Source organism: Polynucleobacter sp. IMCC 30228, assembly GCF_021395205.1.
Classification (GTDB): domain Bacteria; phylum Pseudomonadota; class Gammaproteobacteria; order Burkholderiales; family Burkholderiaceae; genus Polynucleobacter.
In genome coordinates this window covers 266,278-280,186 of record NZ_JAJVCS010000003.1, presented here as the reverse complement: position 1 = coordinate 280,186, position 13,909 = coordinate 266,278, and the positions used below count along the sequence as shown (strand labels likewise).

Annotated in this window: 15 protein-coding genes and 1 tRNA gene; 8 read left to right on the top strand and 8 right to left on the bottom strand. The window is 46.3% G+C overall.

Going from position 1 to position 13,909, the window contains the following annotated elements:
• Positions 1–389 precede the first annotated feature (389 nt).
• Positions 390–746 carry a helix-turn-helix domain-containing protein gene (locus tag LZT21_RS07175; protein ID WP_233923481.1) on the top strand — a complete coding sequence of 119 codons (357 nt, stop codon included), beginning with the start codon at positions 390–392 and terminating at the stop codon, positions 744–746.
• Positions 746–2,053, top strand: coding sequence for a type II toxin-antitoxin system HipA family toxin (locus LZT21_RS07170; protein ID WP_233990010.1), 1,308 nt, complete (start codon positions 746–748; stop codon positions 2,051–2,053). The genes LZT21_RS07175 and LZT21_RS07170 overlap by 1 nt, the downstream gene beginning before the upstream one ends.
• A gap of 195 nt (positions 2,054–2,248) precedes the next feature.
• On the opposite strand, the gene LZT21_RS07165 is transcribed toward LZT21_RS07170, so the two are convergent.
• The 6 genes from LZT21_RS07165 to cysS all read right to left on the bottom strand — a co-directional run bounded on the left by LZT21_RS07165 (position 2,249) and on the right by cysS (position 8,282).
• A tRNA-Ser gene (locus tag LZT21_RS07165) sits at positions 2,249–2,343 on the bottom strand.
• A 106-nt stretch (positions 2,344–2,449) separates the two neighbouring features.
• Positions 2,450–3,700 (bottom strand): aspartate kinase, encoded by a 1,251-nt coding sequence (locus LZT21_RS07160; protein WP_233990008.1) that lies wholly within the window; start codon positions 3,698–3,700, stop codon positions 2,450–2,452.
• Between the two features lie 67 nt (positions 3,701–3,767).
• Positions 3,768–5,174, bottom strand: a complete 1,407-nt coding sequence (tilS, locus tag LZT21_RS07155; RefSeq protein WP_233990006.1) for a tRNA lysidine(34) synthetase TilS — start codon at positions 5,172–5,174, stop codon at positions 3,768–3,770.
• The gene (locus LZT21_RS07150) at positions 5,137–6,111 is read right to left on the bottom strand and encodes an acetyl-CoA carboxylase carboxyltransferase subunit alpha (RefSeq protein WP_233923485.1); all 975 of its coding nucleotides are present in this window, start codon (positions 6,109–6,111) and stop codon (positions 5,137–5,139) included. The genes tilS and LZT21_RS07150 overlap by 38 nt, the downstream gene beginning before the upstream one ends.
• A gap of 9 nt (positions 6,112–6,120) precedes the next feature.
• Complete coding sequence (locus tag LZT21_RS07145) at positions 6,121–6,849, bottom strand: DNA-3-methyladenine glycosylase (RefSeq protein ID WP_233923486.1); 729 nt, start codon at positions 6,847–6,849, stop codon at positions 6,121–6,123.
• On the bottom strand, positions 6,834–8,282 hold the full coding sequence (gene cysS / locus LZT21_RS07140; RefSeq protein WP_233923487.1) for a cysteine--tRNA ligase: 1,449 nt from the start codon (positions 8,280–8,282) through the stop codon (positions 6,834–6,836). Before cysS ends, LZT21_RS07145 begins: the two co-directional genes overlap by 16 nt.
• 54 nt (positions 8,283–8,336) lie before the next feature.
• On the opposite strand from cysS, the gene LZT21_RS07135 reads away from it, so the two are divergent.
• The 4 genes from LZT21_RS07135 to LZT21_RS07120 are packed head-to-tail and all read left to right on the top strand — an operon-like array spanning position 8,337 to position 10,674.
• On the top strand, positions 8,337–8,543 hold the full coding sequence (locus tag LZT21_RS07135; protein ID WP_233923488.1) for a hypothetical protein: 207 nt from the start codon (positions 8,337–8,339) through the stop codon (positions 8,541–8,543).
• Between the two features lie 10 nt (positions 8,544–8,553).
• Positions 8,554–9,375, top strand: coding sequence for a tetratricopeptide repeat protein (locus LZT21_RS07130; protein WP_233990005.1), 822 nt, complete (start codon positions 8,554–8,556; stop codon positions 9,373–9,375).
• Complete coding sequence (locus tag LZT21_RS07125) at positions 9,347–9,850, top strand: peptidylprolyl isomerase (protein WP_233990004.1); 504 nt, start codon at positions 9,347–9,349, stop codon at positions 9,848–9,850. The genes LZT21_RS07130 and LZT21_RS07125 overlap by 29 nt, the downstream gene beginning before the upstream one ends.
• Positions 9,851–9,885: 35 nt before the next feature.
• Positions 9,886–10,674: a UDP-2,3-diacylglucosamine diphosphatase gene (locus LZT21_RS07120; protein WP_233923491.1), complete on the top strand. Its 789-nt coding sequence runs from the start codon at positions 9,886–9,888 to the stop codon at positions 10,672–10,674.
• Between the two features lie 4 nt (positions 10,675–10,678).
• Here LZT21_RS07120 and LZT21_RS07115 read toward each other — a convergent pair whose 3' ends face one another.
• A complete protein-coding gene (locus LZT21_RS07115; protein WP_233923492.1) occupies positions 10,679–11,497 on the bottom strand; it encodes an inositol monophosphatase family protein in 819 nt (272 codons plus the stop codon).
• Positions 11,498–11,620: 123 nt separating this feature from the next.
• On the opposite strand from LZT21_RS07115, the gene LZT21_RS07110 reads away from it, so the two are divergent.
• Both LZT21_RS07110 and cysE read left to right on the top strand, forming a co-directional pair.
• A complete protein-coding gene (locus tag LZT21_RS07110) occupies positions 11,621–12,445 on the top strand; it encodes an RNA methyltransferase (protein WP_233923493.1) in 825 nt (274 codons plus the stop codon).
• 23 nt (positions 12,446–12,468) lie between these two features.
• Positions 12,469–13,239: a serine O-acetyltransferase gene (cysE, locus tag LZT21_RS07105; protein ID WP_233923494.1), complete on the top strand. Its 771-nt coding sequence runs from the start codon at positions 12,469–12,471 to the stop codon at positions 13,237–13,239.
• 17 nt (positions 13,240–13,256) lie between these two features.
• Here cysE and LZT21_RS07100 read toward each other — a convergent pair whose 3' ends face one another.
• Positions 13,257–13,886, bottom strand: a complete 630-nt coding sequence (locus LZT21_RS07100; RefSeq protein WP_233937185.1) for a peptidylprolyl isomerase — start codon at positions 13,884–13,886, stop codon at positions 13,257–13,259.
• Between the last annotated feature and the right edge of the window lie 23 nt (positions 13,887–13,909).

Sequence of the window (13,909 nt, the reverse complement as noted above, 5' to 3'; positions counted from 1 at the left end):
AATATTACCCCCCCCCCCGCTTGTTTTTTGCTCAATTTAGAAGTGGCGATGTTGCTATAAACCGACTTTTCTATGGTCAGGAAACTGCACAGAGGGTTAGCCCTTGAGCAAATTACTACGTATAGGTTGGCTTAGTGAATTAGTCGATAAAGGCTGGTGAGGGTATGGTGGGATCTGGGTTATCCACAACTGACTTTGTAGAAAAATGCATGGAGAAGTAGTCCGGTATCGAGGCGCCCCTTTAACGAAATTACAAGCCTAAATTTTCTACTGTAAACCATTAAAATACTCATAAATAGGTCATTAAACTACTTAAAGACTCATTTATAATTCATATTTATTGACCTATAGCGCATAAACAGGTATATTAACGCCTCATACTCAACAAAATGCATGAGGCAACTATGCGCGTAGATCAACAACTGACCCTAGCATCAAAGCAACTTGGCCAATCCGCTGAAATAGCGCAATGCCTTGTTTCTTTGCGTCTTGCGCGTCGTGTTCGCCAAAGTGAAGCAGCAGTCCGCGCCGGCCTATCTCGCGCTACTGCACAGCGCATTGAAAAGGGTGATCCTGGTGTAGCTATTGGCGCGCTCCTGCGTTACTTAGATGCAATCGCTCCAGGCATGAACTTGTTGCAACTCTTAAGCGGAGATGATCCTGCGATCATTGCTTTAGAGCGTCGCTCACGTCCACAACGCGTGCGTGATTTAAGTGCAGCGGAAATGAAAGCGCTTGATTTCTGATGGCAAATACCACTAAAGATCTTTTTGTCTTTGCCAATCTTGATGGTGAATTTGTGCCAGCAGGACAACTGCAAATAGATGAAGAAGGCTCAAGACTCATTGCCTCTTCATTTGCTTATGGCTTGCGCTATTTAGATAAGAGCAACGCGCAAGAAGTGGATCCAGTCGCTCTTAGTCTTAAGAATAAAAGTGAGATCAAAGGCAAACGCCTCGTTCCACCTAACGGTTTAGAATCTTTTGGTGGAATTCGGGATGCTGCCCCTGATTCGTGGGGAAGAAGAGTGATTGAAGCTAGGCTTAAGGTCCCGCCCAATAGTCTTCCAGAGTCAACCTATCTACTCGAAGCAGGCAGTGATCGTGTGGGGGCTTTGGATATTCGATCTTCCTTAGATCAAGAGGAGCGCCCTGCTCATGAAAGCATTCATAATCTATCTTACATACTAGAAGGCGCACAAAAAATTGAGGCAGGTTTGCCATTATCGGAAGCGTTATCCAGAATTTTGATTGTGGGTAGCGGCCTTGGGGGCATGCGTCCTAAGGCAAGTGTGCGCGATGATGAAAATATTTTATGGATGGCTAAGTTTCCAGGTAACACAGATGGCGCTTTAGATGTACCAAGCATTGAATACGCCACACTCAAACTTGCGCAGTTAGCCGGTCTTAATGTAGCGCAAACTCAATTAGAACAAGTTGGCAAGAAAAAAGTGTTGATGGTCAAACGCTTTGATCGCTCTTGGACTGCTTTTGCTCGGCCAGTAGAAATTCGTCATCATATCGTTAGCGCCCTCACCTTAGTTGCCTGTCACGAATCAGAATCTAATACAAAAAGCTATATGGATATTGCGGATACCATCCGCAGATATTGCGTGGTTCAAACAGTCAAAGCTGATATTGAAGAACTATATGCACGCATGATCTTTAATATTTTTGTTAGTAACGATGATGATCATCTACGCAATCATGCATTCTTATGGAATCATGAGCTAAAGGGCTGGAGCCTAAGTCCGCTCTATGATGTAATGCCTCATGTAGTCATTGCAAGTGAGCGTTATCAACATCTAGGCGTTGGACCACAAGGTAAATTAGCAACACTCGATAATGCCTATGGTGCCAAAGAGCGCTTTGGCCTATCTGCGCAGCAAGCAAACGACATTATCGATCGTGTATGGCGAGTAACCAGACAATGGAAAACACACTTTGAAAGCCTTGGAATTGCTGCAGATCAAATCGATGGAATCTTTCTAGCCTTTAGGCATATCGATGATATTTGCAGCACTGAATTAATCAAGATCTTAGCCAAAAACTAAGCGCTTATCGCGAGAGCATTGATCCCACAGTGCAATAAGAGATTCATAGCTTCAATTGCATTAGCCACCTATCTGCAACCACATACTGTTTGGGTGGTAAGCGTACTGGTAAGCGGGAGTAATAAAGAAAAAGCCCCAGTTACGGGGCTAAGTCTTTGTTGTATAAAGCAGAAAGTAGAAAGTTTGCCAAAGTACTGGCGGAGACGAGAGGATTCGAACCTCCGATCAGAGTTTTAGCCCCGATGCTCCCTTAGCAGGGGAGTGCCTTCGACCAGCTCGGCCACGTCTCCGTATTCAGTCACAAAAATTACTACAGCCGCTAGTTTAACGGAGTGTTGGTAAAACAGCCAAATGTGGCCTCACTGGGCCTTCAACAGCCTCTTAACCAAAGTAAAACTAAGCCTGATCTAACTCAAATGATTTGTGCAAAGCCCGCACGGCTAATTCCATGTATTTTTCATCAACCACCACCGAAATTTTAATTTCACTAGTAGAGATCATTAGGATATTAATACCCTCTTCCGAAAGCGTACGGAACATTTTACTGGCAACCCCAACATGCGAACGCATGCCAACGCCCACTACCGACACCTTGGAAACTTTGGGGTCACCAGTAATTTCTTTGGCGCCGATATGCGCCTGTACTGAGTTTTTTAGTAAATCAATCGCTTTTTGATATTCAGCCCTTGGTACTGTAAAAGTGAAGTCAGTTTTACCATCAACCGATTGATTTTGAATAATCATGTCAACATCAATATTCGCATCGGCAATAGGGCCTAAAATTTGATACGCAATACCAGGACGATCGGGCACACTTAAGACAGTAATTTTGGCTTCATCGCGTGCAAATGCAATACCCGAAATAACGGCGGCTTCCATGGTGCTGTCCTCTTCAAATGTAATTAATGTACCCGACTTCATTTCTTGTTCAAGCGCAATTAAGGGGTCTGTCAAGGAAGACAAAACCCGAGTTTTAACTTGGTACTTGCCAGCAAATTCAACAGAGCGAATTTGCAATACCTTCGAACCTAAGCTTGCCATTTCCAGCATTTCTTCAAAGGTAATTTTATCGAGGCGGCGTGCATCTTCGCAAACTCGGGGGTCGGTGGTAAAGACCCCATCAACATCGGTATAAATTAAACATTCTTCTGCCTTCAGTGCCGCAGCCACTGCTACCGCGGAAGTATCAGAGCCACCGCGACCTAAAGTAGTGATGTTACCGTGCGGATCGACCCCCTGAAAACCGGTAATCACTACCGCTTTACCTAAATTCAAATCGGCCCGAATTTTTTCATCTTCAATACCCATAATGCGGGCTTTTGTAAAAGCAGAATCAGTATGAATCGTCACTTGCCAGCCTGCATAACTAACCGCATCAATACCTTCACGGTGCAAAGCTAGGGCTAATAAACCCGAGCTCACCTGCTCACCGGTCGAGGCAATTTGATCTAACTCACGCGGATTTGGATTAGGGTGAATATCTTTAGCTAAACCCAACAAGCGATTGGTTTCGCCCGACATAGCCGATGGCACCACGACCACTTGGTGGCCAGCTCGCATCCATTTAGCTACGCGCTTGGCCACATTCTGAATGCGCTCAACCGAGCCCATCGATGTGCCGCCGTACTTGTGAACAATAATTGCCATAAAAGAAGGTAGAAAGCTTGCTTAAAGGCTTTATTTTACAAGGTTTACAGCGCTCCAGCCAAAGTCTTCAAGCTTGCCACTCGGGCCAAACCCGGTTGCCTGTAGCCACTAAATGCGGATGATTCACCCCAATTCCCGCAACTGCTACGAGTTCATTGGCAATAAAGAGTAAAGGGGCCTGACGTTGCCAGGGCGGAATAGCGTCTTCTTGAAACAAATTTTTCAGCGTTTTAGTCGCACCACGAGCCGTTTTTTGAAAACGCTCTCCGCCTTTGCGTAAACGGTATTCAATCGCTCCAGTCAGCTGCGCTTCTTGCACCCATGCCGCTGCTAAACCTAATCGCTTACTGCGCAAGGGTACAGGTAAAAAAACCCACTTCCCTGCGAAAGCTTTATCACTATTTTGCTGATTTGATGTGGCCTCATAAATTAATTGTCCACGCCATAAACGAATTTCCCCACCAGCATGCAGGAACTTCAAGCGTGCATCACTGCGTGCGCGTTGTAAGTCTAGCCACCACGATTGCAAACGCTCTAAGGATGGCATTGCTAAACCCAGTTGCAGCAACCAATAACGCATGACATTATTCGCCGCCGAAGCATCCTTTAGATATAAATCCAATAATGGTTTTACTTTTAATCCTGTTGTCAATGGGGCAGTTTTTGAGCTTTGCAAAATTTCCGCGCCGTCTAGTTGCGCTAAGCGCTCTAATAAATGCTGCGAGTCGCTTAACAATTTTGCACTGCGCGCTAAATTTGCAATTGCGCCTGGCTGCACTTGCTCTAGCTTTGGCAGCAGTGAATGACGCACCGCATTGCGGCGATAAACCAAACTACGGTTCGAGGGATCTTCCACCCACTTAAGGCGGTGTTGCTGGGCATAAGCTTCTAATTCTGCGCGCGATAAATCAAGTAACGGTCGCCATAAGGTAATGGGTTTGGTCTGAGTATTGGGCTCTACTTTGGTCATGTTTCGCATCATGGGCATACCCGCCAAACCACGTACCCCTGCACCACGTAGTAATTGCAAGAGCACGGTTTCGGCTTGATCATTTTGATGATGGGCGAGCAATAAGTCACTTACCCCATGCACCGCGCATAAATCAGCTAAAGCTTCATAACGGGCCAGACGGGCTTCTGCCTCATTGGTATTTGCAGGCAATTGCAATAAACGGAAGTCGAAATGAACTTTTTTACGCTGCGCAGCTAGGGCACAAAAATCTAGCCAAGCATCAGCTGATTTTTGCAAGCCATGGTGAATATGAAAAACCCATATTGGAATTGATGTGCCCTTCTTATCAGTCTTCAAAGCAGCAAGATTGCGTATGACTGCATCAAATAGCACCATGGAGTCGAGCCCACCACTTAAAGCAATGCCAATCACTGTATCTTGGCTGCGCGGTAGTTGAGGCTTGATAACCTGACTACTACGTCGGCTAGGTGGCTTTGGGTTCAGCTTCCTTGAATTTGCCATAGCTCATTAAACGCTCATGCCGACGCTCGAGAAGTTCTTTTTTTCCCATTGATTCAAAAATCTTTAAAGATTCACTTAAAGCTTTACGCATGGCCGTCATCATGTTTTCATAATCACGATGAGCGCCACCTACCGGTTCGCTCACAATCCGATCAATTAAGCCTAGGGCCTTGAGGCGTTGCGCTGTAAGGGCTAATTGCTCAGCAGCTTCAGGGGCTTTCTCAGCCGTTTTCCATAATATAGAAGCACAGCCTTCTGGTGAAATTACCGAATAAGTTGAATATTGCAGCATCAAAACTACATCACCCATGGCAATCGCTAAAGCCCCTCCCGATCCGCCCTCGCCAATAATGGTAGAAATAATTGGCACCGTTAACTCAGCTTGGGTATATAAATTTCTGCCAATCGCCTCCGATTGATTGCGCTCTTCGGCATCAATACCAGGGAAAGCGCCTGGCGTATCAACAAATGTAAATACTGGTAATTTAAATTTTTCGGCTAAGCGCATTAAGCGCATGGCTTTGCGATAGCCTTCGGGCTTACTCATGCCAAAATTACGTAAAGCCCGTTCTTTTGTATCGCGGCCTTTTTGATGACCAATAATCAGACAAGCGGTGTCATTAAAGCGCCCTAAGCCGCCAATAATCGATTTGTCGTCGGCAAAGGTGCGGTCGCCATGTAGCTCCCGAAAATCGGTAAATAAGGCGTTGATATAGTCTAAAGTGTAGGGTCGTTGCGGATGCCGGGCCACTTGGGATACTTGCCAAGGGCTTAAATTGGCATAAATATCTTTAGTGAGTTGCTGGCTTTTTTCAGCTAGCGTTTTAATTTCGGCTGAAATATCAACAGCTGACTCATCTTGCACAAAACGCAATTCTTCAATTTTGGCTTCTAACTCACCAATCGATTGTTCAAAGTCTAAAAAAGTGATTTTCATTGCTGAATTCTAATATTCCACGGGAATTGGGTCGATACTGCGCCACATATACCAAGTAGCTACTGTACGCCATGGCGCCCAGTTTTCGCCTACCTCGCGCATTTCATGGCGACTAACAGGCTCGCCACTGAAATAATTTAAGGAAATTGCCCGAATTAAGCCCACATCATCTAAAGGCAATACATTGGGCCGAATCAGATTAAACATCAAAAACATTTCTGCAGTCCACCGCCCAATTCCCCGAATATCGGTTAATTCCCGAATCACGCTTTCATCATCCATTGCTTGCCATTGTTTGGCATGTAAACGCCCCTCATGAAAATGACTGGCTAAATCACGGATGTACTCTACTTTCCGACCTGATAATCCGGCGCTGCGCAAATGCTCACTAGATACAGCTAAAACTTGCGCAGGATTGACCTTTTTTTCTAAATTCGTTACCAACCGATTCCAAACTGCTTGGGCAGCTGCAACCGAAATTTGTTGACCTACAATCGCCCGCGCTAAGGTATTAAAAGCATCACCGCGGGTGACTAAAAATCCAGTACCGTAGCGCGGAATGAGCTTGCGCAAAATACGATCTTGTTGCATTAACTCAGTACAAGCTTGTTGCCAATAATCGGGGGCTGCATCTGCTGCGATTTTTTTTCTAACCGGTAATTTAACTAGATTTTTTTTGAGGGGAGGTATAGCAGTTGCAACTTTAGCAGTACTAGATTGAATTACGCGCGGCGCCATGTGGTTACCCCTCCAGCCTGATCTTCTAGAACTATGCCTTGCGCTAAGAGACGCTGCCGAATCGTATCAGCTTGAGTGAAGTCACGGGCCACTTTGGCGGCGCTTCTTGCGGCAATTTGCGTCTCAATCAACTCTGCACTAAGCCCAGCCGAGTCAGGGTTTTGTTGAACTAAAGTCTCGCCTTGTAAAAATGCTGTGGGATCACCTTGTAAAAAATTCAACACACCGGCTAAATGATGTAAATGTTGGGCCAAAATTACGCGCTCAGCGCCTTGTGCACGGTTAATCTCGCTTGCTAAATCAAATAGCACAGCAAGGGCTTCGGGCGTATTGAAGTCATCGTTCATGGCGGCGGTAAAACGCATAACCCAAGCGTTAGCTGGGTCACCCAACCCATTCATTTTTTTTGCCACAAAACCGGGGGTTTGTACCAGCGCAGTATATAAACGATTTAAACCCGCCCGCGCCTCTTCTAACTGCGAATCACTAAAGTTAATCGGGCTACGGTAATGCGCTTTAAGCATAAAAAAGCGGATCACCTCGGGATCAAATTGCTCGAGCACATCGCGTATCAGAAAAAAATTGCCAAGAGATTTCGACATTTTTTCTTTATTAACGCGAATATGCCCGTTATGCATCCAATAATTTACAAAAGGGGGATCAAGTGGTTTACGGTTTTGACCGTAGATAGCCCCTTCACTTTGGGCAATTTCATTTTCATGGTGGGGAAATTGCAAATCAGCACCGCCACCATGAATATCAAAATGTTGTCCGAGAAGATCACAAGACATTGCCGAACATTCAATATGCCAGCCGGGTCGTCCTTCCCCCCAAGGGGATTTCCAGCGAGTATCGCTTGGTTCTTCGGGCTTAGCACTTTTCCATAAAACAAAATCAAGTGGATCACGCTTACCGCTGCCAATCGCCACGCGCTCGCCTGCGTTTAAATCATCGATGGCTTTGCCCGAAAGTTGGCCATATTTTGGAAATGAACGCACAGAAAAGTTAATATCGCCATCATCACCTTGATAAGCCAATTGTTGGTCAATGAGACGCGAAATCATGCCCTGCATTGGCGCAATAAAATCGGTTGCTCTTGGTTCATGATTCGGCTGCAATAAGCCTAAATGGTCAGAATCGACATGCATAGCAGTAATAAAACGATTAGTTAAGGCTAAAATAGATTCTTTATTTTCTAGCGCACGTTGGATAATTTTGTCATCAATATCCGTGATATTGCGCACATAATTCACTTCGTATCCCAAGGTCATTAGCCACCGCACTACCATGTCAAACACAATCATCACCCGCGCATGGCCCAGATGGCAATAATCGTAAACCGTCATCCCGCAAACATAGATGCTTACGTGGCGGGGGGTAATCGGCTTAAAGACCTCTTTCGACCGGCTCAGGGTGTTATAGATTTGCAGCATAAAGGCAGCGAAGGTATCGGTTCCGCTAATTTGTTAGACTGCTGAGTATATCGAATGAGCCCACACCTCCCCACCCTTCCTAAAACTCCCTTTTATTGGTACCGCAAAATCCTTTTGCCGGTCTGCGGAACCTTGCTTTTCAATTTAGGGGGTTGTGCCAGTATTAATGGCGATCCAAATGCAACTTATGCAATTCCTCAGGCTACTTTTAATGATGGCCCACCTTCAATGGCCGATTCTGTCGCTGTGCCTTATCAATAAGTTGGCTAGCATGCGTTTATTCTCCTTAGTTCAACGGTTTATATCTGCTGCAGTGTTGCTTGGCGCAATTTTCTTGAGCGCCTGCACTACCACTCCACCCCCTCCAGTGGTCTCATCTTATAGCCCAACCGCTGGGTTTGATCCGCTAACTGCCCCTATCGCTAATTCAATTGCCGTACCCTACCTGTCGTTCTTAATTATCGAGCCCGATGCCCTTGCAAAAGATGGCATTCCACCCCAAATTGAAAAGCTCGTAAGAGCAAAACAATTTAAAGCAGCGGTTGATCAAATCGACCTAACCTTGATTAAGAACCCACGTAATGTGCAATTGCGTTTTTTGAAGGCGCGCTTACAAATTGAATTACACAATATTCCTGCTGCCAAAAAAACCTTTACTGAAATTACCCAACAATTTCCAGAGTTACCCGAGCCCTACAATAATCTAGCGGCCATTGGGGCTAGCCAAGATCAATGGATTGATGCCCGCGATTATCTTGAATTAGCGCTGAAGCTGCGTCCAGATTACGTTACTGCCCTGTCAAACTCAGGTGATATTTATATTCGTTTAGCCGCTAAAAACTATGAAGCAGCCGCGAAATTACAACCCAATATTCGGGAAAATGCGCGTCGTAATAAAGCCTTGCAAGAAATTCTGAAGCCGCCCGTTGTCAAAGTGCCCCAAGCTGCGGCAGCAGCAAAACCGGCCACCACCCCAACAACTTCAGTTGCGCCAGCAACATCACCATCAGTTACTGCAGCACCCGTCACTTCAACCCCTAACCTTCTAGAAAGTACACCAAGCAATGGCCAAAGTTCTTCTCAAAACAAATAAAGGCGATATCACCTTATCTCTCGATGCTGCTAAAGCGCCAAAAACCGTGGCGAATTTTTTACAATATGTAAAAAGTGGGCATTATGATGGCACTATATTTCATCGCGTTATCGATAATTTCATGATTCAAGGCGGTGGCATGACCACTGGCCTAAAACAAAAATCAACCTTGGCTGAAATTGAAAACGAAGCAAATAATGGCTTAAAAAATCTGCGCGGCACTGTGGCAATGGCCCGCACCAACGAGCCCCACTCGGCATCATCGCAATTTTTTATCAATTTGAATGACAATGATTTCTTAAACCATACAGCACCCAATGCGCAAGGCTGGGGTTATGCAGTCTTTGGCGAAGTTTGTGACGGCATGGATGTCGTTGATGCCATTCGCAAAGTCAAAACGGGTACCGCTGGTTTTCATCAAGATGTACCCACCGAAGATGTCACGATTGAAAAAGCCACGGTTTTAGAAGACTAATTCACGAGCTAGTCATTTTTTAAGAAATTTTCAGCATGATTCCAAGCTACGCTAGCGCCCTCTTGATTTCCGATATCCATCTCACGCCGTCAATGCCAATAACGGCGCAACGGTTGATTGATTTTTGTGAAAAAGAGGCGCGCTCGGTTGAAGCCGTTTTTATTTTGGGCGATCTCTTTGAATATTGGGTAGGCGATGATGCTAGCTTACGCTCCCCTTTTCATCTAGAGATAAAAAATGCCTTGGCCAATTTGGCGCTCAATGTAAAAATTTACTATCTTCATGGTAATCGCGATTTTTTAATTGGTCCTGATTTTTTAAAGAAAACCAGTATGACCCTCTTGCCCGACCCAAGTAAAGTAGTCTTAGCAGGCTCTGAATATCTCTTAAGCCATGGCGATATTTTATGCACTGCCGATAACGCGTATCAACTCTTTCGTAAGTGGGTTCGTAAACCCTGGCTACAACAGCTATTTTTAAAAATGCCCCTCAACTGGCGTCGCACTATAGCCCAGCAGTTGCGAAGCAATAGTACCGCGCAGTATCAGCGAGCTGCGCGTTATGCGCCTGAATCCACTCAAATGAAAGTCGATGTCACTCTTCATGCCTGTGCCAGCCTTGTCGATCAATTTAAGATCGATCAGCTTATTCATGGTCATACGCATTTACCCACTCGACATCATGAAAACTTCAATCAAGTAGAGTGGCAACGCTGGGTGCTATCCGATTGGGATTTAGATCATCCCGAGAGCGTCTTGCCTAAAGCTAGTGCACTACGCATTGATGCCAATGGGGTGCGCTACCTAGACTTAGTTAAGGGGTAAAAAACTAACTCCGTTTTAAGGCGCTATTGCCTTCCGGCGCTTTAGCATAAGGTCGCAAAATTTGCGCCATCTGGGCAAATAAACGAGGGTTAGCCGCCATCACCTCACCACTTTGCAAGAAACCTTCTTCACCCGAGTAGGTACCCACTAGGCCGCCTGCTTCGGCCACAATTAAAGCGCCTGCTGCCATATCCCAGGGCTTTAAATCACTTTCAAAAAATCCATCATAACGACCCGCAGCAACATAAACCAAATCTAAAGAAGCAGCACCAGGCCGACGCAAGCCAGCGCATTGCCGAGACATCTCAGCAAAAATGCGTAAGTAGCTCTCAAGGTCTTGATCTTCTCGGTAAGGAAAGCCCGTTCCCAGCAAAGCATTAGCCAAACGGATTTCAGCTGCTACCCGCAAACGACGGCGATTTAAATACGCTCCGCTACCCCTAGTAGCAGTAAATAATTCATCGCGAGTGGGGTCATATACCACTGCTTGCTGAGTCACTCCCGCAACCGCTAAGGCAATTGAAACTGCATACTGCGGAAAGCCATGAATAAAATTGGTGGTGCCATCAAGGGGGTCAATAATCCAAATTGATTCCGCATCGGGTTTGTGGCTACCTGTTTCTTCCGCCAAAAAACCATGGTCAGGGTAGGCATCACTTAAGGTTTCAATAATGGCCGCTTCGGCTTGTTGGTCTACTTCTGTCACAAAATCATTATGTTGTTTACGATCAACCTGCAAGCGCTCTAAGTTCAGCGAGGCACGGTTAATAATAGTTCCAGCACGGCGGGCAGCCTTAACGGCCACATTCAACATAGGATGCATAAGATTAGTGTGAGCAAATTAAATAAGAGCCAGCCTGTAAGTGCCCTAAAAAATGCGGGACAATAACAAGCGAAGCGCTCATCTTAAACGATCGGACGCAATACCTGCAGAATGAACCTCAAGATGCCCCCAATGACTCCACAACCGACCCATAGTGACGCGGTTAACCCGCTGCATCAGCTAAGCTCACTACCTGAACATCCTGCATTTAATGCGCTAAATTGGGTCTTGGTCCAAACCAGCCATCCTGGCAATATTGGCGCAAGCGCGCGGGCGCTAAAAACCATGGGCTTTCAGCGCCTCACGCTAATAGCCCCACGTCAAAATAAGCCGTTCGAGCACTCTGAGGCCATTGCCTTTGCCAGTGGCGCTCAAGACGTATTAGAGCAAGCGCTCGAAAGACCGACCTTGGGCCCAGCCCTCAAAAATTGTTCGCTGGTGCTAGGTTTAACTAGCCGAGAGCGCCAATTTGGGCCGCCAGCGCTTTCGTGGCCAGAAGCTTGCCAACGGGCGACTCAACTATTAATGAATGAAGAGCAAGTGGCTTTGGTTTTCGGTACAGAAAGAACTGGTCTAGATAATGAAGCCCTCAAACTGTGTTCACATCGAGTCTTTTTAGATGCTAATCCGGCATACCCCTCTTTGAATTTAGCGCAAGCCGTAATGGTCTGCGCCTATACCCTGCGCCAGTCTTTGCAAGCCGAAATAGCCCGCCACAAAATCAGCTCAAACCCCAAAGCAGCAAGCAGTGATCTAGCCGACCCCACCGCAGTGGCCGCTATGGCCGAGCATTGGCGCCAAGGCCTTGAATCTATTGGCTACCTTGACCCCGATCGGCCCAAAAAACTAATGCCCCGTTTACAGGCCTTGTTTGCACGAGCCGAACTGCATAAAGAGGAAATTGATTTATTAAGGGGTATCGCCAAACAGATGCTGACAAAAAAATAAGCGCTTCCGATTAAACTCTCACTATGGCCAACGCATTCTTCGACGAAATCGATTCCATTATTGCCCGTGATCCGGCAGCGCGAAACCGGCTGGAGGTAATACTTTGCTACCCTGGTTTGCATGCGGTATGGCTGCATCGTGTTGCGCACTTTTTTTGGCAAGTAGAACTTAAATTAATCGCCCGCCTATGGTCAATGTTGGCGCGTTGGCTTACCGGTATTGAAATACATCCTGGGGTCAAAATTGGGCGCCGGGTTTTCCTCGATCATGGCCTGGGTATTGTCATTGGCGAAACCACGGTTATTGGTGACGATTGCACAATTTATCAAGGCGTTACTTTAGGCGGCACCTCACTTTATAAAGGCGTCAAACGTCACCCCACACTAGGCAAGGGGGTGGTTGTTAGCGCAGGCGCTAAGGTCTTGGGTGGGTTTATGGTGGGAGATGGCGCCCGTATAGGCTCAAATGCTGTCGTGCTGAAAGAAATACCCGCGGGTGCAACCGCCGTTGGTGTGCCAGCCCGCACCCTACACCCCGACTTACCTCACGCCGGCAGTATGGAAAGTAAGGCTAATTTTTCTGCATACGGAATCACCCCCAATGCCGATGATCCCATGTCACTTGCGCTAAAAGGGCTGATTGACGCCACCCTCTTACAAGAAACAAAAATACAAGCCTTAGAAGAAGCCTTGGCAAAACTAACAGGACACGCCCCTACACAGGTAACACCTAGCTCTGAAGATGGCGCTGCGATGCGCGAGCTAGACGCAATTAAGCGCTGGCTGAAAGAATAAAATATGACGGATTTTATTTAGTGCAAGGTGTGCGGATTTGCGCCATCTTTTTTTTGTGCGCCGCCAATATAATCTTCATCCATTTCATCATCACCCTCATCCAAAACCCCAAAGCCAAGACCTTCCTCGCCTTGCGGGTGTCGATTTTGAATTTCCTCATCGGTGGCAATTCGCACTTCTTCTACCTGCAACCAAAAGCGTAACGCCATGCCAGCAAGGGGATGATTACCATCCAGCACCACTTGATTCTCGGCAACATCGGTCACGGTATAAATCATTGCGGAAAGATCCTCTTCGTCGCTATCATCTATCACCTCATGAACCTGTTCGGCATCAAGCGAAACATCATCTGCGTCGGGTACACCCTCAAATTGCATCCCTACCTCAAGCGGCTCTGGAAAACGCGTACGGGGCTCTATTTTTAATAACTCAGGGTCGTATTCGCCAAATGCATCGCCAGGATCGAGTTGCAAAGTGGTTTCATACCCCACATCTTGCCCATCTAAAGCGGTTTCAATTTTTGGAAAAGTGCCATCATAACCCCCGTGCAGGTATACCATCGGGGCTTCGGGTTCTTCGATGACATTATTTTGTGCATCGGTTAATTTGTAACGCAGCGAGACAATAGTATTTTTTGAGATCTTCATACGTAGTTTGCTAATAAGTTTGC